Here is a 25479-nt window from a genome sequence, read left to right as displayed (position 1 = left end):
TGTATATAAGAGAAGTCACAGCGTTACCTGAAATTATAAATCTACGGGGTAATCTTGAAAGTCAGACGTAAATACATTCTTAATTTTTCAATTGCGCTCGCCGTCGTGTCGATGATTCTTTCTGCCTTTCAATTTAATCGAACTGAAAGGTCATTGTTGGAATCTAACCAACTGTTTTTTCGTACGATTGTGAACGCGAGTTACGATATTGTCGACACCACAGTTAATGAGGCGATAAAGACATATCTTAAAGGAATTACGGATACCGTTGCGTCCCATGTATGGCATGCCACACCGGAACAAGAAATTGAACAAGTAAGCCAGATCGCCAGTGAACTGCACATTGGACAATCAGGTTATATCTATTTGATGTCACCGCAAGGCGTTCACCTCTACCATCCTTTCTTGCAAGGAAAGAAGCGCGGGCATCTTACTCATATCCAAAAACAGCTCAGTATCGACTCTGGTATGATCGAATACTTTCATGCTAATCCTCATGAGATAAGTCGGCGCGCAAAAGTTGCCTATTCGATGAGGCTACCGAGTGGTAATACTTTGGTCGCGACGACCTATAAAGAAGAATTGATGTATTTGGTCGATCTTGAAGGCTTAAAAGACAAGCTGAGAAATTACGCATTCGGTGATAGCGGATATGTGTACATTATTGATCTTCAGGGCAACTTAGTGCTTCATCCTGATTATGAACACAAGTCATTGAAAGCTTTGATAGGCTACTCGTCCGAACTGCTAATTGATCGAATCGCAACCCAGCCAGAAGGTCACTTTAGCTATTCAATTTCCAGTGACAATGGTACGACCAACAAAAACGTCTTCTATAAGTTTTACCCCTATCTGAATTGGGTCATTTCCGCCGGTATTTTAGAGCAGGAGCTCAATAGAAATCATAGTTTGCTGTTCATTAGTTTAATGGCTTTGGTCGTGAGCCTATTGAGCATTATCATCGTGGTGGTGCTTTACCTGCGGCATCGTCATCTCAAAATCTTGGATGTTGCGAGCCTCGATTACCTCACTGATCTTCCTAGCCGGCGGAGTTTTATCGAGCAGTTAAAGCTGAAAATTGCTCAAAGGTCGCCTTACCCGCTAACAAATGTCGGTGTCATTTTGCTTGATATTGACCATTTCAAACGGGTCAACGATCAATATGGTCATGCTCAAGGCGATAGGGTTATCTGTGAGGTCGCAAAATCACTGAAGAGATTTGTTAATCGTCGTCGCTTGATTGCACGCTATGGCGGTGAAGAGTTTATTTTGGTGACGTTTGATTGTGATGAGCGTGAGTTATTCGAATTGTCTGAGGAACTCAGACGAAGTGTAGAGCAACTGCAAGGTTTGGTGTCACCTGTCACAATCAGTGCTGGCTGTTGTCACGATCGAGCGCTCACCGATATTGAAACAGCGATCGATAAAGCTGACAAAGCGCTTTATCAAGCAAAAGAGAGGGGACGTAACAACACTCAGACGTATCAAAAGAACGAATATCGCGTTGCTTATATGTGATCAGTTGAAAGAATCGATGTCTTCGAGGTTGGAAGATTGGAAATCATGCTCTTGAGAACGACAAACACAAAAAAGCCCAAATAGATCGCTCTATTTGGGCTTTTTCAGAAATATTTGAAATGCTAATCGCTAATTTAAGCTTTCGCTGCTTTCATCGCTTCCGTTTTTTTTTCCTTTTGCATTTTTGCAAGGAAGTAGATGTTTACACAAGCGATGAAACCGTTGGTCGCGACCACTGGCCATGCGTCAATCATAACGCCGTATGCTGTAAAGAGAGTACAGCCAATAAAGTTAAGGACACGCAGACGAACGATATCTTTCATTGTTAATGAAATTGCGACCATAATAGATGCCGCGTAACCTAAAATTTCAACCATATTGAATTCCATTGTTTGACCCTCTTAAATTTGCCGATACTTTGTCGGTACCAATTCTTCTCTTCATGAGATGATTGAGGAAGCTCCGTGCCTCGAATGGTCTGGTTATGTTTAACGAGGTAGACTATACCAACTCTGTTTTTGTGATTAAACCCCCAAAACGGGCAGAAGTGAAGGTTAGCGATTACGCAAACGTTTAATGACCTTTCTATTAACATAATTACTATTTATGTTGGGAGGTTAATTGATATTTATTCTTATATAGGTAAGGAGGCCGCGAATGATAAAACGATCCATTTGTGCAACAAAAAGCATAAAAAAAGCAGCGTTATTGGCTTTGATAGCGATTGGACTGACAGCATGTACCACACAAGAAATGCCGCCAACGCACAATTATGGTGTGGTCACCAGTGGTGATTTTGAGTTCATGGAACACGGAGTAACGACGTACTCTTGGCACCCTGAATCAGAGCAGGTTTACCTTTCTCAAAAATACGATGAGACCGTAGTAACCGATCTAGTGCGTGATGCGATTGAAGATCAACTCGCTACGAAAGGTTATCAACTGAATCAAAATGGTGCAGTTGGTGATGTTGTTGTCGGTTTTGGATTGGCCGAAGAATCAGAGTTAAATGATGACTCGATTTTCGATGCGATTAAGCTTTCAACTGGGGTGCCATTTTATGATGGTGACGGAAAGGTCGCCGAGAAAGGATCGCTGTACATTGCTTTTTTCGTACCTAACTCTCAGGTCGTACAATGGCAAGCATTAGCACAGTCTGGCATTCAACCTGATTTAGAGCCAAGCGAGAGCAAACAGCGTATTACTGGCTTTGTTGAAATGTTATTTAGACGCATGCCTGAGCGATAGAATTAGGCGTTGGATGCATTCGTTGAGTCAATATTAGTTGTTGAAAATATGGTCAGATCGCAGATTATACTTTTTTATTTGTAACGAATGGTACAAATACGTAAAGCAACGTAAAGTTCGCGCTTCTTTTGCTAGCATTTGTCTATACTGCTCAAAACGTTAACTTAGGTTTGATTCAATGAAACTGTTTTCCAAATACTCTCTCCCTCTATTAAGTATATTCATTGTAAGTAACGCAGCGATGGTAAGTAATGCAGCTATCGCAGCACCTTCTATAGTACCAAGCCCTCCTAGCCTAGGCGCAAAAGGGTATGTGTTAATTGATTTTAATTCTGGTGATGTGCTGGTAGAAAAAAACGCACACACTAAGTTAAACCCAGCGAGTTTGACCAAACTGATGACTAGCTATGTGGCTGGGCAAGAGATGCAACGAGGCAACATCTCAGCTGACGATCAGGTACGAATCAGCGAGAACGCGTGGGCGAAGAACTTCCCTGACTCTTCAAAAATGTTCATCGAAGTGAACACCGATGTAGCAATGATGGACCTTTACCGCGGCCTGATTATTCAATCAGGTAATGATGCGAGTGTTGCGATTGCGGAACACGTTGCGGGCTCACAAGATGCATTTGTGGATCTTATGAACTCTTGGGCTACGTCTCTGAAACTAGAAAACACCCATTTTGCGAACGCGCATGGTTTAGACGCTGACGATCTTTATTCGACTCCTTACGATATTGCATTATTAGGTCGTGCGATTATTCGTGACTTACCGGATGTTTATGGCTTATACAGCGAACGTTCGTTCAGTTACAACGGCATCACACAACACAACCGTAATGGCTTACTGCGTGATAGAAGCTTGACTGTTGATGGCATGAAAACGGGCTATACCTCGGGAGCTGGCTACAGTTTAGCGAGTTCGGCGACACAAGGTGAGATGAGACTTATCGCGGTTGTGATGGGCGCATCAAGCGTTAAGAGCCGTGAATCAGACAGCAAACAGTTGTTGAGTTATGGCTTCCGCTTCTTCGATACGCTAAACCCACATCAAGGTGGAGATGAAGTCGCTGAAGAGAAGGTATGGTTTGGTGCCAAAGATACATTGAAGCTGGGTGTTGCAGAAGACACGTTTATCACACTGCCTAAGTCAGACAGTAAAAAGCTGACTGCATCTATCGAGCTTAACTCTGAACTGAAAGCGCCAATTGCAGAAGGTCAAACTCTAGGTGTGGTTCATTACACCGTTGATGGCGAAGATGTTCAAACTCAGCCTTTGATCGCGCTTGAAGCGGTTGAACAGGGCGGTTTGTTCAAACGTTTAATAGACTACGTTAAGCTGTTCTTCGCAAGCCTATTCTAAATAGAGCCTGTGACGATAAGCCGCGCTGAAAAGCCAAAATATTATGGGTGTTGTGAGTGAATCACAGCGCCCTTTGTTATTTCTAAATCAATGAAAACGCCGCGCCGCACTATCTTTATTAGCCGTAGCGGGCGGTTTCGATTACTATACGCAAAATTTAGCAGTGTAGTCACTTATGACGATAGAGATAAAGAACGTAACCGAACCCGAAGTAACCTGTGCCAATTGTCAGGCATGCTGTTGTCGCTTAGAGGTTATGATCATCACAGATACGGGCGTACCTGAAGAGCACATCGCTTACGATGAATGGGGCGGTGAAACCATGAAGCGCTTAGATGACGGCTGGTGTTCTGCGGTAGATAGAGAAACACTGATGTGTACTATCTACGAAAACCGACCATGGATCTGTCGTGAGTTCGAAATGGGCTCTTATGAATGCGTTGATCAGCGCAAGGACGTAATGGGCTAGGCGTCTGCAGTATTGAACTCAGTAACTAAAGTACGCTAATGAACTGTGATAATCACATTAAAATTAAATATCAGGGTTCTATACCTTAAGCAGTTGTAGAAACCTGATGCGTTTTATGAGACCAAATATTGAGTGAGATAAGAGTCTTAGCTCGATAAGTTAGAGTTTAGAACTCAGAAGGCACTTCAAACTCCATCCATTCACCGGTTGTCGGGTGAATCAACTTTAAGTAGCCAGCGTGTAGGTGTAAGCGCTCGCGTTTGTATCCGTATAAGTCGTCACCACGAATAGGCACGCCAAGCCCTAATGGATGAGCACAGTGCACTCGCAGCTGGTGGGTTCGCCCTGTTTTAGGGTACAGGTGAACCTTGGTTTTGCCATTATGAGTGCTCACCGCCTGCCAGTGGGTTTCTGCATTTCGGCCGTGTTGGTGGCAAACTAGTTGTCTTGGTCTGTCTGTGATGTCGCCGCGCAAAGGAAGGCTGATATCGCCAGATTCGCCCGTTATCTCACCATCTAACAAAGCGGTGTAGCGCTTCTCTACGGTTCTATCAATGAACTGCTTCTGAATGTGCTTGTTTGACTCCGCCGTGAGCGCCAAGATCAACAAACCTGACGTCGACATATCCAATCTATGGATAATCAAAGGACCAGTCGCATCCGGGTAACGCGCTTTAATGCGTGTATAAACAGAATCTTCGATGAACTTACCGGGAACCGACAAGAACTCTTCAGGCTTATTGACGACCACGATCTCGTTGTCTTCATAAACAATATCAAAAGACTTACCAACCGCAGGGTTCACGATAAGCGGGTTATCTTCAAGTTCAATATCACTTAGCTGGTGGTCGAGGATCTCAAAACTTTTACTCTGACAAACCGGGTAGAGGTTTGCGTGTTGTCGAATGATATCTGTAGGCGGTAATCCCCACCAAAACTCAGATAATGCTAACGGCTTGAACCCGTGTCCAAACGCAAAGTTAAGCAGCTTAGGTAGGCAGCAGTCACCAGAGCCTTCAAGCGCGTCTTTACCATCGAGCAATTCGAGTAAATTCTTAGATTGCTTGGCTTGATTGATAAAGCGATAGTGAGAGAGACGTTGAGTTTCCAACTGCTGTGAAACTGCTTGGTGATCTTGCTTACGGTATTTCAGTTCGCTTTCAATCAAATCAACGTGTGATTGGCGCTCTGCGATCTTCTGTTTCCACTCAATACGAAGTGCTTTTAGGTCACGTTTCTCTTGGCTACTTTGATTACCCAGTTGTTTGAGCAAGTTTGCCGCTGACCCTAGATTCCCTAATGCTTTTTCTTGGTTTGCTTGCTCTCTGAGTTCGTTACGTTGGGCTTTGTTCGCGGCCATAGCTAACTGAAAGGCTTCGATAGCTTGTGCTGATTCGATTTTTAACCCTTCAAGACCGGCCAATAATGCGTCTAGATTGTGCGACTGTTGCAGCTTTTCAATGTCGTCCGCGAGTTGCAACTGGCGAGCAAGGTTCGCACTGTTCTGAGATTGAAACTTTTCTGAATCTAAGGCTGGTGGAACAAAGTGAATGTTGTTTAACTGAGAGACCAAAGCCGGATCTAACTGCAAGCCTGAAAACGCAGAAAGGTAGCCTAACTCTTGTGTGATCGGATTCTGAACAAGAAGCACAGCGTAGAGATTACCTTGCGAGTTTTCATTCACACCACATTCGACGAGTGACTGCTGAAGCTGCAGCATAGCTAATTCACACGTAGGGTGCGGCGTATAGTAATACGGAAACGTAAAACGAGTCGGTAGTGCTAAATCGACATTCGTGTTTGCTAGGTGCAGAGTTGTGTATTGAGCGAGGTTTGCTGGCATTTAGATCAAACTCTATGGCTGTTCAGTTAGAGTTCAGTATTGTTGTCGAAATGAAGACAAATGAGAAGCCAAAGCAGAAGATAAATCGGCTTTGGCTTCATTTAGTTTCTTGTGCTTAGCCTAAGTGCGTCCGAGCTTGATTGAAACTCGATCAGTTCGAGTGTTCTAGCTCTACTTGCTCTGCTTTTTGGTAAGCAGGGTGGTCAGCCAAAAGCTTACCGTATTTAGCAATGTTAGGGTAAAGCGCAGTTGCACCAAAGTTACCAACGATTTCTACGATGAACGACATCATAAAGTCTGCACCTGTTAGTGTGTCTGCAACCAAGTAGGTTTTACCTTCAAGTGCATTATTCACGTAAGTTAAGATCTTTTGGTTTTCATCGTCAGCGTAGCCGCCAAGGAAATTAGTCTTGCAACCGTCTTTCATCACAAAGATTTTAAGCAGCATCGGGAGAATACCTGAACTCTCAGCAAAATGTAGCCACTGTGAATATTCTACGTAGTCAGCTGTGCCGCGTGTTGGTGCGAACTTACCCTGACCGTATTTGTCGATTAGGTATTCCGTGATAGCGCCTGATTCAGTGATCACGATGCCATCGTCTTCAATGACAGGAGATTTACCCAATGGGTGAACGGACTTAAGCTCTGGTGGCGCAAGAAAAGTGACACTGTCTCGTTGGTATGGTTTGATCTGGTAATCTACCCCAAGCTCTTCCAACAGCCAGATGATGCGCTTTGAGCGTGATTTATTCAGGTGATGCAAAGTAATCATGATTCTACCTAGTTAACTAACGGGTTCAGTTTTGAATTTATTTAGCTTCGTTTGTTTTGATAACAAGCTTACCGAAGTTTTGGCCTTCTAATAGCCCCATGAATGCTTGTGGCGCCTCGTCTAGACCTTCAATTAGGTGCTCACGATAGTGCATCTTGCCTTGAGACAACCATTCGGTCATTTGAACAGCAAACTCGTTATAACGGTGCGCGTAGTCATCAAAGATAATGAAGCCTTGCATCTTAATACGCTTGACCAGCAGCGTACCCATAAGGCTAGACATACGATCCGGGCCTTCAGGCAGTGATGTCGCATTGTATTGAGAGATAAGGCCACATACAGGAATACGAGCACCGGTGTTAAGCAATGGCATTACGGCATCGAAAACCTTGCCGCCAACGTTTTCAAAATAAACGTCGATGCCGTTGTCACATGCTTTAGCCAGTTGCTCCGCGAAGTCATCAGCTTTGTGGTCGATACATTCGTCAAAGCCAAGCACGTCTTTCGCGTACTGACACTTCTCTTGACCGCCTGCAACGCCGATAACACGACAGCCTTTTAGTTTGCCGATTTGTCCAACGGTTGCGCCTACAGCACCTGTTGCTGCTGCAACGACTAGCGTGTCGCCTTCTTTAGGTTGGCCGATATCAAGCAAGCCCATGTAAGCGGTAAAACCAGGCATACCCATGATGCCAAGCGCGTAAGAAGGGTGCGTTGGTTCTTTGCCGAGTTTGATTAGGCCTTCACCGTTAGACACACCAAGATCTTGCCAACCTGTGTAAGCCAGTACCCATTCGCCAACTTCGTAATCAGCGTGGTTTGAATCTTCAACCTGACATACGGTTGCGCCAACCATCACTTCATCAATCGCAACAGGGTCTGCGTAGGATTTAACATCGCTCATACGACCACGCATGTAGGGGTCTAGAGAAAGGTAAACTGAGCGAAGTAACATCTCGCCGTCTTTGATGCTTGGCGCAGCTACTGTCTCTAAACGGAAGTTGTCTTGAGTTGGTGCGCCAACTGGGCGAGAAGCCAATACGATGCGGCGATTGTCTTGTTGAGTCATTGGATATCCTTAATCTATGTTTTATATATTTAGAATTAGACCAGTCGTCTAGTTTTGCTGTCTAAAAATCCCGCCGTCATCAAATTGATAAGAGGGCGGGTGATTTCTTTTAAGTTAAAACCAATAAAGCGCGCTGCGCGTTATTAGCTTTCACCTTTTAAAATTCGTTCGGTAAGGCTCAAAACCGACTGTAAGCTATGTGAACTTTGGCTCAGCTTGCTCAATAAGCTCGCGCCTAACCACATTGAGTATAGGTTCTGAGCGGCTTCTTGGCTGTCTTCAACCTTTATAGATCCATCTTCGATACCGCCGACAATGCACTGCTCGATGGTATTCGTCACTTTCTCAGCACCCTTTAGTAGCGCTTGGCGCATAGGATCAGAAAGATCAGAAACTTCCGCGCTGAGTTTAACCACTAAGCATTTATGAGCATTACAGGTACCGTTTTCGGTCTTGGCCCATAGCGAGAAATAGCTCAAGATTCGCTGATAATGATTACCTTCACCGTGTACTAAAATTGCTTCAATCTTAATGATGTAGTTTTCAAAATAGTGCTGAATCAACGCCTCGCCAAATTGCTCTTTAGATTTAAAGTAGTGGTAAAACGACCCTTTCGGCACGTCCGCTTCTTTAAGCAATTGCGATAGGCCAACGCCGTTAAAGCCGTTGTTTACTATTAGTTGATAGCCCACATCTAAAACATGTAGGCGTGTGTCATTCGTTTTTTCGTTCATGGTCAGTACTATAATTTAAATTAGACCAGTCGTCTAGTGATGGGTTTTCGAGGGTATATTTGGTCGTTGTTAAAGTCGCTCAATATCTAAAGAGGCTTCAAATGTTCAGATATAAAAAAGCCCCAACATAGCGCGTATGTTGGGGCTTAAATCAGTTACTTCGATTATTTGATAGAGATGAGTTCTACATCAAAAATCAGAGTCGATGATGGTGGGATAGGGCCAGAACCGCCTTTACCGTAAGCTAGAGTGCTTGGAATAAATAGACGAACTTTTTGGCCTTCAACCATGTAAGTCAAACCTTCTTGCCAGCCTTTGATTACTTGCTTAAGAGCAAATGAGATTGGCTCGCCGCGCTCAACAGAGCTATCGAAAACAGTGCCGTCGATCAGCGTACCGTGGTAGTGAACCGTTACTTTGCTGTTCTTAGTTGGGTGCTCTGTGCCTGTGCCTTCCTCAAGAACAAGGTATTGAAGACCGCTTTCAGTCGTTACAACACCTTCTTTAGCGCCGTTCTCGATAAGGAACTGTTGACCTTGTTCGAAGTTCTCTGCACCAGACTTATGATTCGTCCAAGTACGGTAAATCATGAAACCCGCCAAAAGAAAGACAATGACCGGGATGACAAATTTAGACATAGTAAAACCTATTTATATTGAATGCTGAATTTCGTAGTTAATACAAAATGTGTTAATCAGTTGACTAAAGCCGTGATTATGGTTGAGTCAAAAGGTAGTTGATCGTTTTTGCAATGCCAGCAACGTCTTGGTGACCTGCTGTTAGTACTTGGTATTTACCGTTGATGATAAAGGTTGGTACTGAGTTGATCTGACCTTTTACTGAGATCTCTTCTGCTTTTTTAACGTAGTCGAAAAGAGCGACTTGCTGTTCTTTGTTCAGTTGGTATGGGCTAACCAAACCACGAGAAGTAAACGCTGTCTCTAGTGCTTGTTGACGCTGCTCTGGTGTTGCATCTGCACCCATTTGAACGGCACCAAATAGGTCGTCCATGAACGCGTGGTCAGGCGTCGCATCAAGCTGCATCACTGCTGTGTAGTAGATCATTGCGCTGATTTGAGCGCTTTCGTTGAACGTCACGTGCATCTTGCCAATAGTTTGGTCTGTTAAAGATTCAATCTCTGGAATGGCACTTTCCATTTGACGGCAGTGACCACAGTTAAGAGAGAAGATTTCCGTGATCGGAGACAAGTTAAATTCTGTTAGAGCAGTAGGAAGTGCTTCGTATTGAACGCCTTTTTGTGGCTCGTCTGTTTCACTACAACCCGCGATAATGAGTACGGCAGCGAGTGCTGTGATGAATTTAGTAAATGGTTTAAACATAATGTTTGCTCTAGCGTTGAGAAGTCGTGAGATTCTAACTATTTAGTACGAATTGGAAAACAATTATAGGGTAAATAAATGCAAACAGTTTGAACTAGCGGCTGAAGACAGGCTAGTAGACGGTTAACTGTGATCAACAGCACTTTTTTGGGTTCTGCTTTCTTTTCGTCTAAAGTTTTTCCCTCGGTGCCGATATAGACATTAGTGAATGGTTTATCTGCATGAGTGGTTGGTGAAGTAATGAGATATTTAGCGATAATGTTAAGCATAGCTTTGGCGGGGTGTGAAGCCACGTCACCAACTGATTTACTTGGCGGTGACATGCTAGAAACTGCGCCGCAAACCGATTACGACTTGATGCATCCTGAATGGGGTGTGGTTCAAACGACTCATGTAGCAAGCAATCGTGGGTACTCGATTCAGAGCAGCACTCATCAACAAAGAACCATCACGACCAACTACGGACGTGGCGTTTCGACTAACGATCCACTGGAAGTCTTTTTAAGACAAAACCGTATCGATTTTGAAGTGTTGCCGGGTAACCATGTGATGGTAAAGCTTGAGCAGCACGTGAACTTTAAAACAGGCTCAGCATTCCCCGAGCCAGCTTATAATCAATGGCTAGATACGCTAGGCAGCTACCTTGCTCAGCGCCAAGATATTGATGTGGTGATTGAAGGGCACACCGATAACACGGGCACAGATCGAATCAATGATCCGCTTTCAGAGCAGCGCGCAAAAGAAGTGAAGGCTCGATTAGAGAGTAACTATGTGTCGAGTCGTTCCATTTATACTCGTGGCTTCGGTGAGTATGTTCCAGCTTGCACCAACGCTTCTGCCCAAGGCAAGGCGTGTAACCGCCGTGTGGAATTGATGCTGATTGTAGCGAAGTAGTGGTTTGAACTTTCGCGCCCAATTTGAAGCGATTAACGCCAAATAACAGACATAAAAAATCCCTCACATTAGAGGGATTTTTTGTATCTAGATTTTGTCGCTTTATTGCTTATGCAAACTGCTTTTCTAAGTAAGTCACGATATCTGAAGATTCGTACATCCACTCAGTTTTGCCGTCTTTTTCGATACGTAGACAAGGCACTTTCACACGACCGCCGCCAGCTTCAAGCTCAGCACGGTGTTGCTCGTTGTTTTTTGCATCACGAAGTTCAAATTGAACCGACTGACGTTTCATCGCGCGGCGCACTTTCACACAAAATGGGCACGCTTCGAATTGGTATAACGTGTGCGTTTTTGCTTGCTCATTCACTTTGCTTTGTTCTTCTTGAGAACGCTTCACACCACGTGGGCTGAAAACAAAATTCAATAACAAGATGACACGACCTAAGAACCAACGGATAAACTTCATAACTCTCTCTACATATTTAAAATTAGCGTTACAATTTGCAGCATTATATACACAAGTTTTGTCAGATGCTCGCAACAAACCGCTAATATCTATTTTGTCCGTTCGATCGTGTGAGACTTCGCCACATTTAGCCCTAAACGCTTAGACAGTCGAGTCAGGTTTGCTCGGTCTGTTTTCAGAACTCGCCCTGCTTGTGCCCAGTTAAAGTTGGCATCTTCCAACACCTCAGTAATGATACTGCGTTGAAAATCGTCCGTTGCACCACGTAGCCCTGCAGAAAGGTCGATCGTTGGTGTCGATAACGGTGTGTTCTTCACCTGTGTCGTCGCAATAGGCTGATCTTGGTCGAGTGGACCACAATCTTCCTTGGTGATTGTCACTAAGTTTTTATTGGTGCTGCGCGCTAACGCTTTCAATGCTGAACGACTGATCACGTGCTCAAGTTCACGCACGTTACCCGGCCAACCATAACGGTTTAGGAACGAAAGAACGTCAGAGCGGAACTTAACTTGGTTGATACCAAGCTTACGACGCGCTTGTTCTAAGAAGAAACCCGCTAATAGGCTGATGTCGTCACCACGATCTTTCAGTGCAGGCACCGCGATAGGGTACACACTCAGTCGGTGGTACAAATCGGCTCTGAATCGACCGTCTTCAACTTCTTGTTTTAGATCTCGGTTTGTCGCTGCCAATACTCGCACATCAATGGTTTGAATGTTGTCTTGGCCAACAGGTTGAATTTCGTTGTTTTGTAGAGCACGCAGGAGCTTACTTTGAGCAGCCAAAGGCAACTCACCAATCTCATCAAGGAACAGTGTGCCACCATCGGCTAAAGCAAACTTACCTAAGCGGTTTTTGTCTGCGCCAGTGAACGCGCCACGAACGTGACCAAACAGTTCACTCTCTACTAAGTTTTCAGGAATTGCAGCACAGTTTACGTAGACGAGTGGGTTACGTTTACGTTGAGATTGATGGTGCAGGGTACGAGCCACGAGCTCTTTACCAACCCCCGTGTCACCATGAATCAAGATATTAAACTCAGACGGCGCGACAACAGCGATGTCGTTCTTAAGCGCGACCATGGTGTCACTGTTACCAATCAACTCGCCGCCATCACGTTCCCACGCTTCTACGTTCAACTCTTCCAGTAATTGCTTTGACTGTTTTGCTTGATGTTCAAGTTGCGAGAAGGTCAGTGCCATCTGCATGGTTGAGGCTGCAATAGCCGCCAGCACTTCAAGGTTACGCGCCGGAATATTCGCGAAGACATCAGGTTTCAAGCTATCTAGAGTCAGAATGCCCAATAACTTGTCGCCAAATAGCAAAGGCAAGCCCATACAAGCATGCATTGGTAAATCGCCATCATGGTCAATAAGCAAACCATCGAAAGGATCGGGTAAGGAGCTGTCAGCATCGAAACGAACAGGAGAGCGAGACGCGCAGATCTCTTCAAACCGTGGGTGTTCTGAAATGATAAAGCGACGACCGAATGTATCTCGGCTGAGCCCTTGCATTGCGATAGGTACTAGCGTGTCGCCTTGAAGGCTTAAAAGCGCGACACAATCACACGTTATGGTTTTGCGAATGGCATCGATCAGGCGATTGAAACGATCTTGATCGTTCACACCACTTGCGAGGCCAATGGTCATTTCCATGAGGGTAGATGCGGAGATATCTTGCATAAAAAACTCTAACTGTGTGTGTTTATAAACATAATAGAGTCTTATTGACTTAAAAAAAAGGTCTTTTTGACATTTTTATAAGATGAGTTTTGAGAAGAAAACCAGTAATAACGGGGATTGATAAAGTTGGCACTGATTGTGCAGAAGATACAGCGAAGCCCAATTATAGCGCTGATTAAACAGATTATTCTTGATCTCAATCAATCAGGTGGCATTAATCAGGTTTCACGATTTTTTGAAATAAAAACGAGTCAAAATAACTCAGTTTCTAAAAATAACTAAGGTTTCAGAAAATCGATAAGTCATTCTTAATTTTTAGTAGTCAAAATGACATATAGGTCATAAGGCTCAGTGTTCGGAGTAAATTCATGCTTAACAATGCACATATCGAAATCATCAAATCTACTATCCCTCTACTTGAGAGCGCAGGCCCAGCTTTAACTCAGCATTTTTATCAACGTATGTTCACGCATAACCCTGAGTTGAAAGATATCTTCAATATGACTCACCAAAGAGCAGGTCGCCAAGGTGTAGCACTGTTTGAAGCTATCGCGGCATATGCAAAGAACATTGAAAACCTAGCAGCGTTAACAACAGCCGTTGAACGTATTGCTCAGAAACACACAAGCTTTAACATTCAACCAGAGCACTACCAAATTGTTGGTTTACACCTGATTGAGACATTACGTGAACTAGCTGCTGACGCCTTTACTCCAGAAGTGGAAGAAGCATGGACAGCCGCTTACCTATTCTTAGCGCAAGTATTCATCGATCGTGAAGCTGAACTTTACCTACAGCGTAAGCAAGCTGTTGGTGGTTGGGAAGCAGCGCGTGCGTTTGTAATTGCAGACAAAATCGAAGAGTCAGCGCTAGTAACAAGCTTCATCTTACAGCCAAAAGACGGCGGTGAAGTTCTGGATTACACACCAGGTCAATACATCGGTATCGAAGTGAAACCGGAAGGCTCTCAATACAGCGAGATTCGTCAATACTCACTGTCTGATAAGCCAAACGGCAAGCAATACCGTATTTCTGTTAAACGTGAAGGACAAGGCCAAGAGACACAAGGCGTTGTATCTAACCACCTACACGATACGGTTGCTGTTGGTGATGAAGTTAGCCTATACGCACCAGCAGGTGACTTCATGTATCAAGAGCGCAGTAAGCCAGTAACGCTTATCTCTGCAGGTGTTGGTGTAACGCCAATGCAGTCTATGCTTGAGTTCCTAAACACGGAAGATAAAAACGAGCCAGTACTTTACCTTCACGCTTGTGAGAACGTAGGCCAACACTCTTTCACGACTCGTGTTAAAGATATTGTTGCCGACAAAGGTTGGGAAGCGAAAACGTGGTACATGAACAAAGATGAATCTGCATGTGAAAATACGCATCAAGGCCAAATGGATCTAGCGTCTATCTCTGATACTAAAGGCTTTGAAGAGAGCGATTTCTACATCTGTGGTCCTGTTGGTTTCATGAAGAACATCGTGGATCAACTAGACGCACTTAAAGTTGATCGTTCACGTGTACACTACGAAGTATTCGGCCCTCACGCTAACTTCTAATAGTTCTCGAGAGTTCTATTAACACTCGCCTGAACTATTAATACCTTGCCTTTTTGGGTTTGGTTGGTTTTGTCTGAATCATCGACTACTGCAGAACACGATGGTTCAGCTAAGATCTTTTCTCTTCTATCTAAGAACGTTTCACCTTCTTAGACATGTAGTCGGAATCAAAAAATTCAGGCCAGTACATTTTCACGTAACCACCTGCGACCCAAATTACTAGGATGGTGGCGATGGTTAGCTCAAAGAATCCGAACTTGTGCAGCCAGTACCATTGCGGGTATTCCGCGCCGAAAAATGTGGTTAGACGATGCATGGCAATAGCGCTGATCACAGATGGGAAGGTGACGGCAGCAATTGAAGGTTGGAATTTCAGACGCATCAATCGTATGTAACACAAGTAGATCAGTAGCGTCATGGTGATGGCAATGCCCGCCAATGCGCCTGTTAGAATCGGATCTGGATTGTCGAAGTTAACCAAGTAAGCAGCTAAAGATAAGTTAACCGGAGCTGCCATGATAGCAAGTGTTGGTCTTGCTCGGCGAGGAAGATTGCCTTCGAACACCAAGCGGTACAACACCACTGGCAACATAAGGAAATAGATACCAATACAAGTGACCGCAAGTGTTTCTGAAAATACGGTGTGCCCGAACTGTGTGCCAGCTAAGGAACTGCTGATCAAACCGACCGGATACAGAAACCAACTCGGTACAATGTTCGACATTTTGAAGTTGATGATCTGAAAACTGAAGAACAACACCATCATGGTAAAGTGCAGCAATAGCGCGCAGAACCAAACTGGGTAGGCGATAGCTGGCGATATCTCGGCTAAATAGTCGCACAGAATCAGTAAAGCCATGCTCATTGGTGCCATCAAGCTTCCGCTTAACGGGTGGCGAATATCATTAAGGAAGGTATTAAAGTTCGTTAAATAGCGCAGTAAAACAGGCAGCAATAATAGCGCGCCGAATGCAGCTAGGTAGGGACGAATTATCTCACCAATGCCCGGGATATATAACGCCCAAGCTTGTCCTAACCCAATAACGCCAAGTGCTAAAGACGCCTGAGATGGCGGCACATTTTTTACTTGGGTTAATCTTCTCCAGTTCAACGACTTACTCCGACTCAGTTAATTAAAGACTTTTAGATTATTTGCTTTAGTTAGAGTGTCTAGGTCTTTCGTCAATTGATTTTGAGGGCACTCAACTAATTTTGAGTGGATGATACCAAGTTTAACGTTTGCTTTTTTGATTTTGATACGGAATCGGGAGATTAAGCACGTTGAATGTGTGCTTTTGTTTTATGAGTCATTTGTAATTAACGTACTTCCTCTTGCTGAGGGAGATCTTGTTGTCTTAGTTTTTCGTTTTTCAGCGTACGGTTAAGCAGTTGACTGTAAATTGGCTGCCCACCTAACATTTGAGCAATGATTACCGCACCTAAGCAGGTAATGATCAACGGTAGGATCAGGTAGTAGTTATTGGTCATTTCAATAACCAACAGAATACCAGTGATAGGTGCTCGCACGGTGGCGGCAAATAATGCTCCCATGCCAGCAATGGCAAACATACCCGGTTCAATATTCAGTTCAGGAAAGAATGCCGCTGCGATAAGCCCGAACGCATAACCAAAGAGTGTTCCTAGCGCAAGCATTGGTGCAAAGATGCCGCCTGGCGCACCAGAGCCGAAACAAAGCAGGGTTGTGAGGACTCGGCCTAAGAAAATCAACAACAACACATTTGCGCTGTAGCTGCCATTCGTGATGTTCGGGATGATACCAATACCACCACCAGTTAGTTCAGGTATATAGAGCAGCAACAAGCCAAAGCAACCGCCAAGTAGGGTGCCTGTCATCAAGTAGCGTTTACGGTCATTCTTGTGGATCGCCACAAACAGGTCTTGGGAAAGCGTAATCAGCTTATTGAAAATCACACCAAACAAGCCGAATAACACACCTAACAATAAGAACAACCAAAGTGCGTCGAGTTCAGGCGGCTGGTATTGGGGCATTGTGATAACGGCAGATTGGCCATTGATAGAACGAAATACAATGTTGGCCGAAACTGCTGAGATGATGACGGCTTTGATTGATATGAGTGAGTAGCGAAACTGTGGTCTCATCTCCTCAACCACAAACATGATGCCAGCTAGCGGTGCGTTGAATGCGGCGGCTAAGCCACCAGCAGCACCTGAAGCCAACAGTGAGTGGCGAGTGTCATCATCTTTGACACGAAAGATATCAGTGACCATACGACCGATACTGCCGCCCATTTGAACGGTTGGTCCTTCGCGGCCTAAAACCATACCAGAGCCTAACGCGCCCATGCCGCCAAAGAATTTTACGGGTAATACTCTCCACCATCGAACAGGACGCATTCCGTCCATTGCGCCTTCGATTTCAGGGATACCTGAACCAGCAGCTTCTGGAGCAAATCGGTGAACGAGGAAATAACCAATAAAGGCGAATGCAGCACTAATAAGGAAAGCAGCAAGCCACAATGGTAAATGGCTACCGATTTCATCTTTCAGCCAATCGGTACGAGTTTCTGTGATGAAATGAACCGCAACTTCGAAATAGGTACCCACTACACCTGCAAGTACACCCACAATACAAGAAAGAAAGAGAACGGAAGCTGGGGTCTTATCTCTTGAGAGAAATTGATTAATAGCATCCCTTGGCATTTTTGCTAGTAAGGACTGCTTAATTTTCTCTCTTCTGGTCATAGAAATAAGTTTCCTGAATGAGTTAAGGCGGGGTTGCATTAAATTATACGCTTCCTCTGCATATCCTATAGCAACAAAGATGCAAAGTTGAATTTCATTTATGGAATATACGTGTTACATAAATGGAATCTATAGGCAATAGTGGTATCACCGTCACAATTTTGATCGTTTCTCTGGTGGCAGCTTGAATATCCCCAGAAATGAACCATAGTTAAATCGTAAAGCAACATAACAGACCGCAAGGAGACGTGAGGTTTTACACACAATTTGGATGGATTCAGATACAAAGTTTTAGTTTCTCGTTAATTGTTCAGGTCGATATTTAAGGCTTCCTGATTCGCGAACTCACGATTGAGTAACGAGAGTGAGGCGTACTTTAGGTACGCCTTTAGTTCGTCTGGAGCATTCATTTTTCTTCGTTCCCCCTTTTTCTAGTGACACTCACACTACTTCTGGCTTAAATCATTCTCCGTATAAACAAGCGATTGGGGTCAATTTCTCCGTGATTGTGTATATACTCCTTAAAAAAGGAGAACTGATATGACCAAAAAAGTTCCTACAAACATAATTACGGGTTTCTTGGGTGTTGGTAAAACGACAGCCATCTTGAACCTGCTAAAAAATAAACCTGAGAAGGAAAACTGGGCTGTTCTGGTTAATGAGTTCGGGGAAATCGGCATTGACGGCGCATTGATGACAGATCAAGGTGCTTTGATTAAAGAAGTACCGGGTGGTTGCATGTGTTGTACTGCGGGCGTGCCTATGTCGGTAGGTATTAATGCCTTACTTCGCCAAAAGCCAGACCGTCTATTGATTGAGCCGACAGGGCTTGGTCACCCTAAACAAGTGATTGCGACACTGACTTCCGATCAGTACACGCCTTATGTTGATTTAAAAGCGACGCTTGGTTTGGTTGACCCACGAAATCTGTCTAATGAAAAGTACACCTCGAATCAGAATTTTAATGATCAACTAAATAGTGCAGATGTGATTCTTGGTACTAAGGTTGACCTTGTTCATTCTGAAGACATCGATGTGTTTAACGATTGGGTGACGGATCAAACGCCAGCAAAAGTCTTCCACAAGCTAATCCATGACGGTGAAGTGCCATTGGAAGTGTTAGACATTGAAAGAGTATACGGCAGTGCTTCCTCTCATATTGAAGCACATCATCACGATCACGCTGAACAAGAGCCTCAATTCCAACTTCCTCCCGGTGAAGCCTTCATCCGTAAAGAGAATAAAGGGCAGGGCTATTTCAGTTGTGGTTGGTTGTTTGGCGCAGAGCATAAGTTCGACTTCGATGCGCTATTCTCTATGTTGTCGGATCTAACCGCTGAACGTGTAAAAGCCGTCGTGAACACCGACCAAGGTTGCTACGCATTCAATGTGGCGAATCAAGTCGTGTCTGTGAACGAAATTACGCTTGATGGCTTTGAATCTCGACTGGAAGTGATCGACTCGCAGCTCATGCCATGGGGCGATCTCGAGCAGATTCTACTCAAGCTGTGTGGCATCAAATAGCCCTGTTTTTGCTGTTTGAACCAAGGATCTTGGTGTTTACCTCGTTGAAGGCGGGATAAACACCAGATTAAATGAGAAAGTTTGCGTTATATCACGATAAATGTGAGATAAATCACTCTAATTACTTTATAGTGCTCGGCTGAAATAAGAATGTAGGCTGTCTGCTTAAGGAACCCGTAACAATGTCATTTTCCTCTCAAGGTTTTGCTCCTGAATTAGTCAAAGCGTTGACTGAGTGTGGTTATGAAAAACTCACTCCAATTCAACAAAAAGCGATTCCAATGGCTCGTAAAGGCCATGATATTTTTGCTACTGCTCAAACCGGTACGGGTAAAACAGCGGCATTTTCATTGCCTGTTATTCAACACCTTTTGAACAGCGGTAAAAAAGCGTCTAGAGGAACGGCTCGCGGCCTTATTCTTGCTCCAACTCGTGAGCTTGCTGCGCAGATCGCTCAAAACATTAAAGACTACGTTAAATACACGGATCTAAGCGTTTCTGCGGTTTACGGTGGTAACAAGATGTCTTCACAAGTTCGTCAACTAGAACTGGGTGTGGATATTTTGGTTGCAACACCTGGCCGTTTAGAAGAGCACTTAGAAGCGGGTAACGTGTCTATCGCTAACCTAGAATTCCTAGTATTTGATGAAGCTGACCGTATCCTTGATATGGGCTTTATCAATGCCGTTCGTAAGATCATGTTGGATGTAGAAACATCACCGCAAATCATGATGTTCTCTGCAACGACTTCTACTCAGTTAAACCAACTGTCTGTTGATATTCTGCGTAAACCAAAACGTATTAGTGTTGAGCGCGAAAACTCAACGGCTGCTACTGTTGGTCACGTGGTTTACCCAGTGGATCAAGAACGTAAAACTGAACTGCTTTCTGAGCTTATCGGCCGTAAAAACTGGCGTCAGGTGCTTGTATTTGTGAACTACAAAGAAACTGCAAACGATGTGGTTAAAGAGCTTAAGCTTGACGGTATTAAAGCGGTACTTTGTCACGGTGATAAAGCGCAAAGCGCTCGTCGTCGTGCTTTGGATGACTTCAAAGAAGGTAGAGCACGTGTGATGGTAGCAACCGACGTTGCGGCTCGTGGTCTTGATATTGAAGACTTACCACACGTAATTAACTACGACATGCCTTTCCTAGCGGAAGATTACGTTCACCGTATTGGCCGTACAGGTCGTGCTGGTAAACAAGGTCACGCAATCTCTTTCGTTAACCGCGAAGAAGAGCTGACTGTTGTTCAAGTTGAAAAACTGATTCAACAACGTATTCGCCGTGTTGAACAACCGGGTTATGAACCGAAGAAACGTGATGCTTACATCGAGAAGCTGAACACTAAATCGGCTTACAAAAACCGTCAGGGTCGTAAGAACAACGCGAACGAAGAGCCGCAAGATCAAGCAAGCGCTGAACGTCGTTTGACTATGATGAAGCGAATTAAAAACCGTCGTAAGTAATTACGGTTGGTGATTGAAAAGAGCCACTGTTATGTGGCTCTTTTCGTTTGTATTGATCGTAATATTGTTTATTGTCATTACTGCTTCGTTTCAACCTCGCTTCATTTCAAGCCCGATCAAGAAACAAGAACTATTAAATAAAAATAAGTCGATAAGGTAATAATATGGATAGCGCACTACTTTGGGCTTTTATTCCCACGTTTTTCTTCGTGTCAATCACGCCCGGTATGTGTATGACTTTAGCTCTGACACTGGGGATGAGTGTTGGATACAAGCGTACATTATGGATGATGATAGGTGAGTTGGCTGGTGTCGCTGTGGTTTCTATTGCCGCGGTATTGGGTATCGCTTCTATCATGTTGAACTACCCATGGTTATTTACGGGCTTTAAATTTGTGGGCGCAGCTTACCTATTTTATTTAGGTGTTCAGATGTGGCGTTCGAGAGGCAAGCTGGCGATCAGTACTGATAACCAAACAACAAAAGTCAGCAATGATTGGGACTTGGTGGTTCAAGGTTTCGTGACAGCTATTGCTAATCCGAAAGGCTGGGCGTTTATGATTTCTCTACTGCCTCCTTTTATTAACAGCAATAAAGATTTAGCACCGCAGTTGTTCATTCTCGTGTCGATTATTCTGGTTTCTGAGTTTGTTTGCATGACCTTATACGCGACAGGTGGAAAGAGCTTAAAGCATATGCTGGGCAAAGCCGATAACGTTAAGTTGATGAACCGTATTGCGGGCACGTTAATGATGGGTGTTGGTGTTTGGTTGTTTGTGAGCTAATTCTAGTTAGCCTAAGACGAGCAGAGATCCCCGACTCAGTCGTTCCTCCTTCTCGAGGGTGACGCGTACTTGGGATGATGACTACTTAGGATTACGGTGAGTTTTGAAAATTCGGATTCTTACTTAAACCGAAGAATGCATAGAATATAAAAAGAGCGATAGGGCATTTGGCCTTATCGCTCTTTTTGATTTTACTTAGCTAGCGAACAGAGACTAGATAACAGAAATGTTTCTGATCTTAGCTTGCGTTGTATATTTAAACCGCGATTTCACCGCCGTCTTCTCGACGAATCACAACCGTAGATGCTCTTGGGCGGACATTGCCTTGAGTTTGTGCTGTTGCATCTTCAGACGATGGCCAGTTTGCAGGGTGTTGAATGTTCACAAACAGTGATTTGAAATCTGGGCTGATGGTAAAGCCAGTCACTTCACAACCGTTTGGACCCACAAAGAAGCGTTTAAGCTGTGCTTGGTTGTTTGCATCAATCACCGCACTGTTGCCGTTGTCATCCGTTAACTGAGATGGAACCACTGCCAGCATTTGGTCATTGGTGTAGCCAGTTACTTCGTCTGCGCCGTTATCTGTCTGAATCCACAAGATGCCACGAGCATCAAACGCTAAGCCGTCAGGGCTCGCGAATTGGTTCATGTCTGTTAGACCAGAGCGGTTAATAGACTTGTCTTCCACTGCTGGTGAACCAAATACGAAGATATCCCAATCGAACTCGCCTGCCGTTTTGCCTTCATCCCAACGGATAACATGACCGAACTTGTTGTCTACGCGAGGGTTCGCAGAGTTCGCTTCTTTACGCTTGTTGTTATTAGTCAGCGTTAGGTAAGCCGTACCCGTCATTGGGTCAACAGAGCACCATTCAGGGCGATCCATTGGCGTTGCACCAACAAGGTCGGCAGCGCCCGCTGTATTGATGATAAGCGCTGCTTGAGAGTCAAATGAATCACCTAGCTTGCCGCCGTTTGTTGTCTTGCTGCTCAGATTCAGTGGTAGCCACGTACCTGAACCGTCATCGTTGAACTTAGCCACATACAGCGTGCCTTTATCCATGTACTTGTCACCCGCACTTAGGCGATTACTCGGTTCTGCGTCACGCGGGTCCCATTTCTCTTCAGAAACGAATTTGTATAGGTATTCAAAGCGAGAATCGTGACCAGAATAGAATACGATTGGCTCGCCTTCGGTCAACTTACCAAACGTACAGCCTTCGTGACGGAAACAACCCAGTGCAGAACGTTTCTTAGCGCGAGAGTTTGCTGTGTATGGGTCTATTTCAACAATGTAGCCGTGACCGTGTGCTTCGTTACGGTAATCGTCCATTGCTGACTCACCTGTTGGTGTTACGTCAAAGCGAGCAAATTCGTCTAGGCGTTCTTGTTTGTTACCTGAAAGCGTGTCCCAACCGTAACGTGTTTTGTCAGTAGCGATACCAATACGTTCTTGCGCTGGTGTTGTCTCGCCTTTGTTAACGAAATAACCCGGCCAGTTTTCTTCACACGTTAGGTAAGTGCCCCATGGTGTGTAGCCATTACCACAGTTGTTCAACGTGCCACGAGCTTGGCTGCCGTCTTGTGAGAATTTGGTTTTGGTAAATTCACTATGAGCAACAGGACCAGATAGATCCATTACGGTCGCGCCCGTGTAACGGCGGTTCAGAGGGTCGTTATCGACCATCACCCATTGGTTACCTTCCAGTTTCACACGAACCACACTGACGCCGTGCGCGTTGATCTCTTTACGTACTTCATCAAGGCTAGGGCGGTTGCCTTCATCGTATGTAGGGCCATTAGCGTGAAGTGCTTTTTGGTCGATGTATTCGTGGTTAATCACCAACAAACCATCGTTGCTGTTGCCATTAAGTGGGAAGAAGTGCATGCCGTCGTGGTGCATGCCCAGTGAGTTTGCTTGATCTTGTGCGTTGTTGGTTCCGTCTTTTAACCAAGCCTTGCCTTGCTTATTAAGTGGAGTGCCCCAAGGAACCAATACTTGAGCTGTATAGCCATTTGGCACAACAACACTGTCTGTCAGTGAGCCTTTAACCGATTCGAATGCAAGTGTAGCAGTGCTTTTTTGCGGAGCGCTAGATGATGCTGTCGCCGCGTGCGCTGTACTGTGACCTGCTAAACCAAAAGCGCCAAATGCAGTCATTGCACTGATGCCTAATCCGCCTTTGAGAACGTTTCTTCTTGAAAGGTTCGCATCTAGAACTTCTTCGAAGGGTTTGTTTTTGCTCTTATTAAAACGAGTGCTATCAAATGTTTCCTTGCTCATCTCGACTGCTTCCTATTGGCTGATTTTATTATTCGTTATTCATGACTAACTCATGAGTTAATAAGTTTGGTCAATGTGTGACTAATCGTGAAGCAGTTAAGTGACAGATTTTTATAGATTTGATTAAGGTTTTGTTTCTGTAGCACGAATTTTGCTATTAACATTCTCGTGCAATACAAAACTCTTGGGGATTAGGGTAGAACTGTGTATAAATGCTTTATCAAACGAAAAGAGAGACAGTTATGAAATTAGATAAAATCGAAAACAAAAATCGCCGCCTACGCAAAAAGCTATACCTAGGTGAATTCGCGATTCTGGGTTTTGAAGTAAGCTGCAAGACTTCGATTGCTGATTTTGACCAATACGATGTGTTCATTGACGAGTTCATTGATTTCATCGACAGCATCGGTCTGTGTTTTGGTGGTGGCGGCCTTGAGCTGTTTGAAGGTTTCTTATGCTCAATTGAGCGCTACCGTTCAGTTACAGAAGCAGAACAACTGCAAGTTGCACAATGGCTTGAAGCGCGTGCTGAAGTAACGAAAGTTGAAGTAAGCGAGCTTATTGACGCAAACTACGCGTTCTAATTTGAGGTGGTGTTGTTCGCTCGATTGACAGGCCAAATACGGCTTATGAAAGAGTAACAGCAGTACGCCAGAATAAAGGCCGAATCGTTAAATCGATTCGGCCTTTTTGCGTTTTATTCGTTCTATTTCTATTCTTTACCTTCTTTTCTATCCCGTCCTACGTAAATAATGAATTGATACTTTTCTTTTAAATATGAGTACCTTATCGCTACTTTTATTGGCAGTAATAAGTTTGGATAAACTTGTGAGAGTTTTATGAGAATTCAATGAAGTTGCTGATAGATTTGATCGCCATTCTTAGAGTCAACAACACCACAGTTCGTTCTGGCAAAGGTAACGGTATATCGCCATTACTCGTTTTGTTGGTAACGATAGGACTCGATAAAGGATGGAATCAAATCACGCAGTCGATACTGATGTTACATCACAGTGTGCTAGAAACAACAAAGGCAGGGAACTCCTTCCAGCAAAGCTTTTACTTGCCTTCGGTATAGCTCTGTCTGCCTTCGGTTTAGCTTGATGTGTTCTTACGTAGAACTAACGCTAAGCGCCTTCGTTGCGTTCGTTCACTTTCGCGTAGAAGTGAAGCAGCTCAGTTAATTCTTTAACCCAGCCAAACGCATCTTTAGGTGCGTTCTTTAAGATCTTCTCAACTTTCTCACAGTGCACTTCGATTGCGATTGCTTCTTCAAGGTTGAAAGAAATTGAGTAGAAGTGCCAAAGCAGTAGGCGAGTCATACGCTCGATGTTCTGTTGCGAGTTATCTGACTCAGAGAAGGCTAGGTTCACTTCACCAAGCGCGATAGCGGTCATTCGAAGCATTGCGTCAAATTTTGCTGATTGCATGCGTTCTTCGCTGGTGACTTCTTCTTGCTCGAACGTAAATAATTCCGTCATTGCATCTTCAGGAACAAGGCGATGAATCATTCTTAAACTAAATTCTTCTAGTTCATGGCGAGGCATGGTAATTAAGCAATTTAAGGTGTAGTCGCGTTGCATGGTGTTCTCTTGGATCTGCAAAAAGGTCGGACAGTTTAATGGAGAAGCGAGTTTAGAAAAAGCAGATTTTAGATAAGCCTACGTTTGTAGGCTTATCTGTGTACTACAAGCCCTAAAATCGATGCTTAGGGGAACTGTATTTA

The 25479-nt window shown here is 44.3% G+C and carries 24 protein-coding genes; 11 read left to right on the top strand and 13 right to left on the bottom strand.

Annotated elements, in window-relative coordinates:
- Positions 1-54: 54 nt before the first annotated feature.
- Positions 55-1518 carry a sensor domain-containing diguanylate cyclase gene (locus OCV19_RS19350; RefSeq protein WP_065675432.1) on the top strand — a complete coding sequence of 488 codons (1464 nt, stop codon included), beginning with the start codon at positions 55-57 and terminating at the stop codon, positions 1516-1518.
- Between the two features lie 134 nt (positions 1519-1652).
- On the opposite strand, the gene OCV19_RS19345 is transcribed toward OCV19_RS19350, so the two are convergent.
- Positions 1653-1907, bottom strand: coding sequence for a YgjV family protein (locus OCV19_RS19345; protein ID WP_010430226.1), 255 nt, complete (start codon positions 1905-1907; stop codon positions 1653-1655).
- A 268-nt stretch (positions 1908-2175) separates the two neighbouring features.
- Here OCV19_RS19345 and OCV19_RS19340 point away from each other — a divergent pair, with 268 nt between their 5' ends.
- From OCV19_RS19340 to OCV19_RS19330, 3 genes are all read left to right on the top strand, one after another.
- Positions 2176-2766: a DUF4136 domain-containing protein gene (locus OCV19_RS19340; protein ID WP_017085600.1), complete on the top strand. Its 591-nt coding sequence runs from the start codon at positions 2176-2178 to the stop codon at positions 2764-2766.
- 178 nt (positions 2767-2944) lie between these two features.
- Positions 2945-4129, top strand: coding sequence for a D-alanyl-D-alanine carboxypeptidase family protein (locus OCV19_RS19335; protein WP_065675433.1), 1185 nt, complete (start codon positions 2945-2947; stop codon positions 4127-4129).
- A gap of 175 nt (positions 4130-4304) precedes the next feature.
- Positions 4305-4598 (top strand): YkgJ family cysteine cluster protein, encoded by a 294-nt coding sequence (locus tag OCV19_RS19330; RefSeq protein WP_081090056.1) that lies wholly within the window; start codon positions 4305-4307, stop codon positions 4596-4598.
- 166 nt (positions 4599-4764) lie between these two features.
- Here OCV19_RS19330 and OCV19_RS19325 read toward each other — a convergent pair whose 3' ends face one another.
- The 6 genes from OCV19_RS19325 to OCV19_RS19300 form a co-directional block, all read right to left on the bottom strand.
- Complete coding sequence (locus tag OCV19_RS19325; RefSeq protein WP_065675434.1) at positions 4765-6441, bottom strand: RluA family pseudouridine synthase; 1677 nt, start codon at positions 6439-6441, stop codon at positions 4765-4767.
- A gap of 151 nt (positions 6442-6592) precedes the next feature.
- Complete coding sequence (locus OCV19_RS19320) at positions 6593-7213, bottom strand: glutathione S-transferase family protein (RefSeq protein ID WP_065675435.1); 621 nt, start codon at positions 7211-7213, stop codon at positions 6593-6595.
- 37 nt (positions 7214-7250) lie between these two features.
- Entirely contained in the window at positions 7251-8282 is a 1032-nt protein-coding gene (locus tag OCV19_RS19315) for an NADP-dependent oxidoreductase (RefSeq protein ID WP_065675436.1), read from the bottom strand.
- A 143-nt stretch (positions 8283-8425) separates the two neighbouring features.
- Complete coding sequence (locus OCV19_RS19310; protein WP_065675437.1) at positions 8426-9016, bottom strand: TetR/AcrR family transcriptional regulator; 591 nt, start codon at positions 9014-9016, stop codon at positions 8426-8428.
- A 164-nt stretch (positions 9017-9180) separates the two neighbouring features.
- The gene (locus OCV19_RS19305) at positions 9181-9654 is read right to left on the bottom strand and encodes an FKBP-type peptidyl-prolyl cis-trans isomerase (protein ID WP_050634254.1); all 474 of its coding nucleotides are present in this window, start codon (positions 9652-9654) and stop codon (positions 9181-9183) included.
- Positions 9655-9730: 76 nt separating this feature from the next.
- A complete protein-coding gene (locus tag OCV19_RS19300; RefSeq protein ID WP_004731367.1) occupies positions 9731-10357 on the bottom strand; it encodes a thioredoxin domain-containing protein in 627 nt (208 codons plus the stop codon).
- A 258-nt stretch (positions 10358-10615) separates the two neighbouring features.
- Between OCV19_RS19300 and OCV19_RS19295 the strand changes: the two genes are divergently transcribed.
- Positions 10616-11251: an OmpA family protein gene (locus OCV19_RS19295; protein WP_017631828.1), complete on the top strand. Its 636-nt coding sequence runs from the start codon at positions 10616-10618 to the stop codon at positions 11249-11251.
- A 109-nt stretch (positions 11252-11360) separates the two neighbouring features.
- On the opposite strand, the gene OCV19_RS19290 is transcribed toward OCV19_RS19295, so the two are convergent.
- Positions 11361-11720, bottom strand: a complete 360-nt coding sequence (locus tag OCV19_RS19290; protein ID WP_017062638.1) for a glutaredoxin family protein — start codon at positions 11718-11720, stop codon at positions 11361-11363.
- Between the two features lie 89 nt (positions 11721-11809).
- Positions 11810-13402: a nitric oxide reductase transcriptional regulator NorR gene (gene norR, locus OCV19_RS19285; protein ID WP_017072223.1), complete on the bottom strand. Its 1593-nt coding sequence runs from the start codon at positions 13400-13402 to the stop codon at positions 11810-11812.
- Between the two features lie 368 nt (positions 13403-13770).
- Here norR and hmpA point away from each other — a divergent pair, with 368 nt between their 5' ends.
- Complete coding sequence (gene hmpA / locus OCV19_RS19280; protein WP_065675438.1) at positions 13771-14967, top strand: NO-inducible flavohemoprotein; 1197 nt, start codon at positions 13771-13773, stop codon at positions 14965-14967.
- A 130-nt stretch (positions 14968-15097) separates the two neighbouring features.
- Here hmpA and OCV19_RS19275 read toward each other — a convergent pair whose 3' ends face one another.
- Positions 15098-16078 (bottom strand): TDT family transporter, encoded by a 981-nt coding sequence (locus tag OCV19_RS19275; RefSeq protein ID WP_170926852.1) that lies wholly within the window; start codon positions 16076-16078, stop codon positions 15098-15100.
- 206 nt (positions 16079-16284) lie between these two features.
- Positions 16285-17691: a H(+)/Cl(-) exchange transporter ClcA gene (gene clcA, locus OCV19_RS19270; protein ID WP_017064484.1), complete on the bottom strand. Its 1407-nt coding sequence runs from the start codon at positions 17689-17691 to the stop codon at positions 16285-16287.
- 540 nt (positions 17692-18231) lie between these two features.
- Here clcA and OCV19_RS19265 point away from each other — a divergent pair.
- The 3 genes from OCV19_RS19265 to OCV19_RS19255 all read left to right on the top strand — a co-directional run bounded on the left by OCV19_RS19265 (position 18232) and on the right by OCV19_RS19255 (position 21469).
- Entirely contained in the window at positions 18232-19215 is a 984-nt protein-coding gene (locus OCV19_RS19265; RefSeq protein ID WP_065675440.1) for a CobW family GTP-binding protein, read from the top strand.
- A 182-nt stretch (positions 19216-19397) separates the two neighbouring features.
- Positions 19398-20684 carry a DEAD/DEAH box helicase gene (locus OCV19_RS19260; protein WP_019821956.1) on the top strand — a complete coding sequence of 429 codons (1287 nt, stop codon included), beginning with the start codon at positions 19398-19400 and terminating at the stop codon, positions 20682-20684.
- 164 nt (positions 20685-20848) lie between these two features.
- Positions 20849-21469 (top strand): LysE family translocator, encoded by a 621-nt coding sequence (locus tag OCV19_RS19255; protein ID WP_065675441.1) that lies wholly within the window; start codon positions 20849-20851, stop codon positions 21467-21469.
- 256 nt (positions 21470-21725) lie between these two features.
- On the opposite strand, the gene OCV19_RS19250 is transcribed toward OCV19_RS19255, so the two are convergent.
- Positions 21726-23753: a PhoX family protein gene (locus OCV19_RS19250; protein ID WP_065675442.1), complete on the bottom strand. Its 2028-nt coding sequence runs from the start codon at positions 23751-23753 to the stop codon at positions 21726-21728.
- A 242-nt stretch (positions 23754-23995) separates the two neighbouring features.
- On the opposite strand from OCV19_RS19250, the gene OCV19_RS19245 reads away from it, so the two are divergent.
- Together OCV19_RS19245 and OCV19_RS19240 are read left to right on the top strand one after the other, a co-directional pair.
- Entirely contained in the window at positions 23996-24337 is a 342-nt protein-coding gene (locus OCV19_RS19245) for a YggL 50S ribosome-binding family protein (RefSeq protein ID WP_008219317.1), read from the top strand.
- A 266-nt stretch (positions 24338-24603) separates the two neighbouring features.
- The gene (locus OCV19_RS19240; protein ID WP_065675443.1) at positions 24604-24831 is read left to right on the top strand and encodes a hypothetical protein; all 228 of its coding nucleotides are present in this window, start codon (positions 24604-24606) and stop codon (positions 24829-24831) included.
- Between the two features lie 49 nt (positions 24832-24880).
- On the opposite strand, the gene OCV19_RS19235 is transcribed toward OCV19_RS19240, so the two are convergent.
- Positions 24881-25336: an exoribonuclease R gene (locus OCV19_RS19235; RefSeq protein WP_065675444.1), complete on the bottom strand. Its 456-nt coding sequence runs from the start codon at positions 25334-25336 to the stop codon at positions 24881-24883.
- Positions 25337-25479 lie beyond the last annotated feature (143 nt).

Origin of the sequence: Vibrio celticus, from assembly GCF_024347335.1 — a bacterium.
GTDB lineage: Bacteria > Pseudomonadota > Gammaproteobacteria > Enterobacterales > Vibrionaceae > Vibrio > Vibrio celticus.
The sequence above is the reverse complement of the archived record's forward strand: the minus strand, read 5'-3'. Positions and strand labels throughout refer to the sequence as shown.

Bases quoted from the DNA above. Each gene is read 5' to 3' on its own strand.
- OCV19_RS19345 (WP_010430226.1), bottom strand. From the start codon at position 1,907: ATGGAATTCAATATGGTTGAAATTTTAGGTTACGCGGCATCTATTATG.
- OCV19_RS19340 (WP_017085600.1), top strand. From the start codon at position 2,176: ATGATAAAACGATCCATTTGTGCAACAAAAAGCATAAAAAAAGCAGCG.
- OCV19_RS19335 (WP_065675433.1), top strand. From the start codon at position 2,945: ATGAAACTGTTTTCCAAATACTCTCTCCCTCTATTAAGTATATTCATT.
- OCV19_RS19330 (WP_081090056.1), top strand. From the start codon at position 4,305: ATGACGATAGAGATAAAGAACGTAACCGAACCCGAAGTAACCTGTGCC.
- OCV19_RS19325 (WP_065675434.1), bottom strand. From the start codon at position 6,441: ATGCCAGCAAACCTCGCTCAATACACAACTCTGCACCTAGCAAACACG.
- OCV19_RS19320 (WP_065675435.1), bottom strand. From the start codon at position 7,213: ATGATTACTTTGCATCACCTGAATAAATCACGCTCAAAGCGCATCATC.
- OCV19_RS19315 (WP_065675436.1), bottom strand. From the start codon at position 8,282: ATGACTCAACAAGACAATCGCCGCATCGTATTGGCTTCTCGCCCAGTT.
- OCV19_RS19310 (WP_065675437.1), bottom strand. From the start codon at position 9,016: ATGAACGAAAAAACGAATGACACACGCCTACATGTTTTAGATGTGGGC.
- OCV19_RS19305 (WP_050634254.1), bottom strand. From the start codon at position 9,654: ATGTCTAAATTTGTCATCCCGGTCATTGTCTTTCTTTTGGCGGGTTTC.
- OCV19_RS19300 (WP_004731367.1), bottom strand. From the start codon at position 10,357: ATGTTTAAACCATTTACTAAATTCATCACAGCACTCGCTGCCGTACTC.
- OCV19_RS19295 (WP_017631828.1), top strand. From the start codon at position 10,616: ATGTTAAGCATAGCTTTGGCGGGGTGTGAAGCCACGTCACCAACTGAT.
- OCV19_RS19290 (WP_017062638.1), bottom strand. From the start codon at position 11,720: ATGAAGTTTATCCGTTGGTTCTTAGGTCGTGTCATCTTGTTATTGAAT.
- norR (WP_017072223.1), bottom strand. From the start codon at position 13,402: ATGCAAGATATCTCCGCATCTACCCTCATGGAAATGACCATTGGCCTC.
- hmpA (WP_065675438.1), top strand. From the start codon at position 13,771: ATGCTTAACAATGCACATATCGAAATCATCAAATCTACTATCCCTCTA.
- clcA (WP_017064484.1), bottom strand. From the start codon at position 17,691: ATGACCAGAAGAGAGAAAATTAAGCAGTCCTTACTAGCAAAAATGCCA.
- OCV19_RS19265 (WP_065675440.1), top strand. From the start codon at position 18,232: ATGACCAAAAAAGTTCCTACAAACATAATTACGGGTTTCTTGGGTGTT.
- OCV19_RS19260 (WP_019821956.1), top strand. From the start codon at position 19,398: ATGTCATTTTCCTCTCAAGGTTTTGCTCCTGAATTAGTCAAAGCGTTG.
- OCV19_RS19255 (WP_065675441.1), top strand. From the start codon at position 20,849: ATGGATAGCGCACTACTTTGGGCTTTTATTCCCACGTTTTTCTTCGTG.
- OCV19_RS19250 (WP_065675442.1), bottom strand. From the start codon at position 23,753: ATGAGCAAGGAAACATTTGATAGCACTCGTTTTAATAAGAGCAAAAAC.
- OCV19_RS19245 (WP_008219317.1), top strand. From the start codon at position 23,996: ATGAAATTAGATAAAATCGAAAACAAAAATCGCCGCCTACGCAAAAAG.
- OCV19_RS19240 (WP_065675443.1), top strand. From the start codon at position 24,604: ATGAAGTTGCTGATAGATTTGATCGCCATTCTTAGAGTCAACAACACC.
- OCV19_RS19235 (WP_065675444.1), bottom strand. From the start codon at position 25,336: ATGCAACGCGACTACACCTTAAATTGCTTAATTACCATGCCTCGCCAT.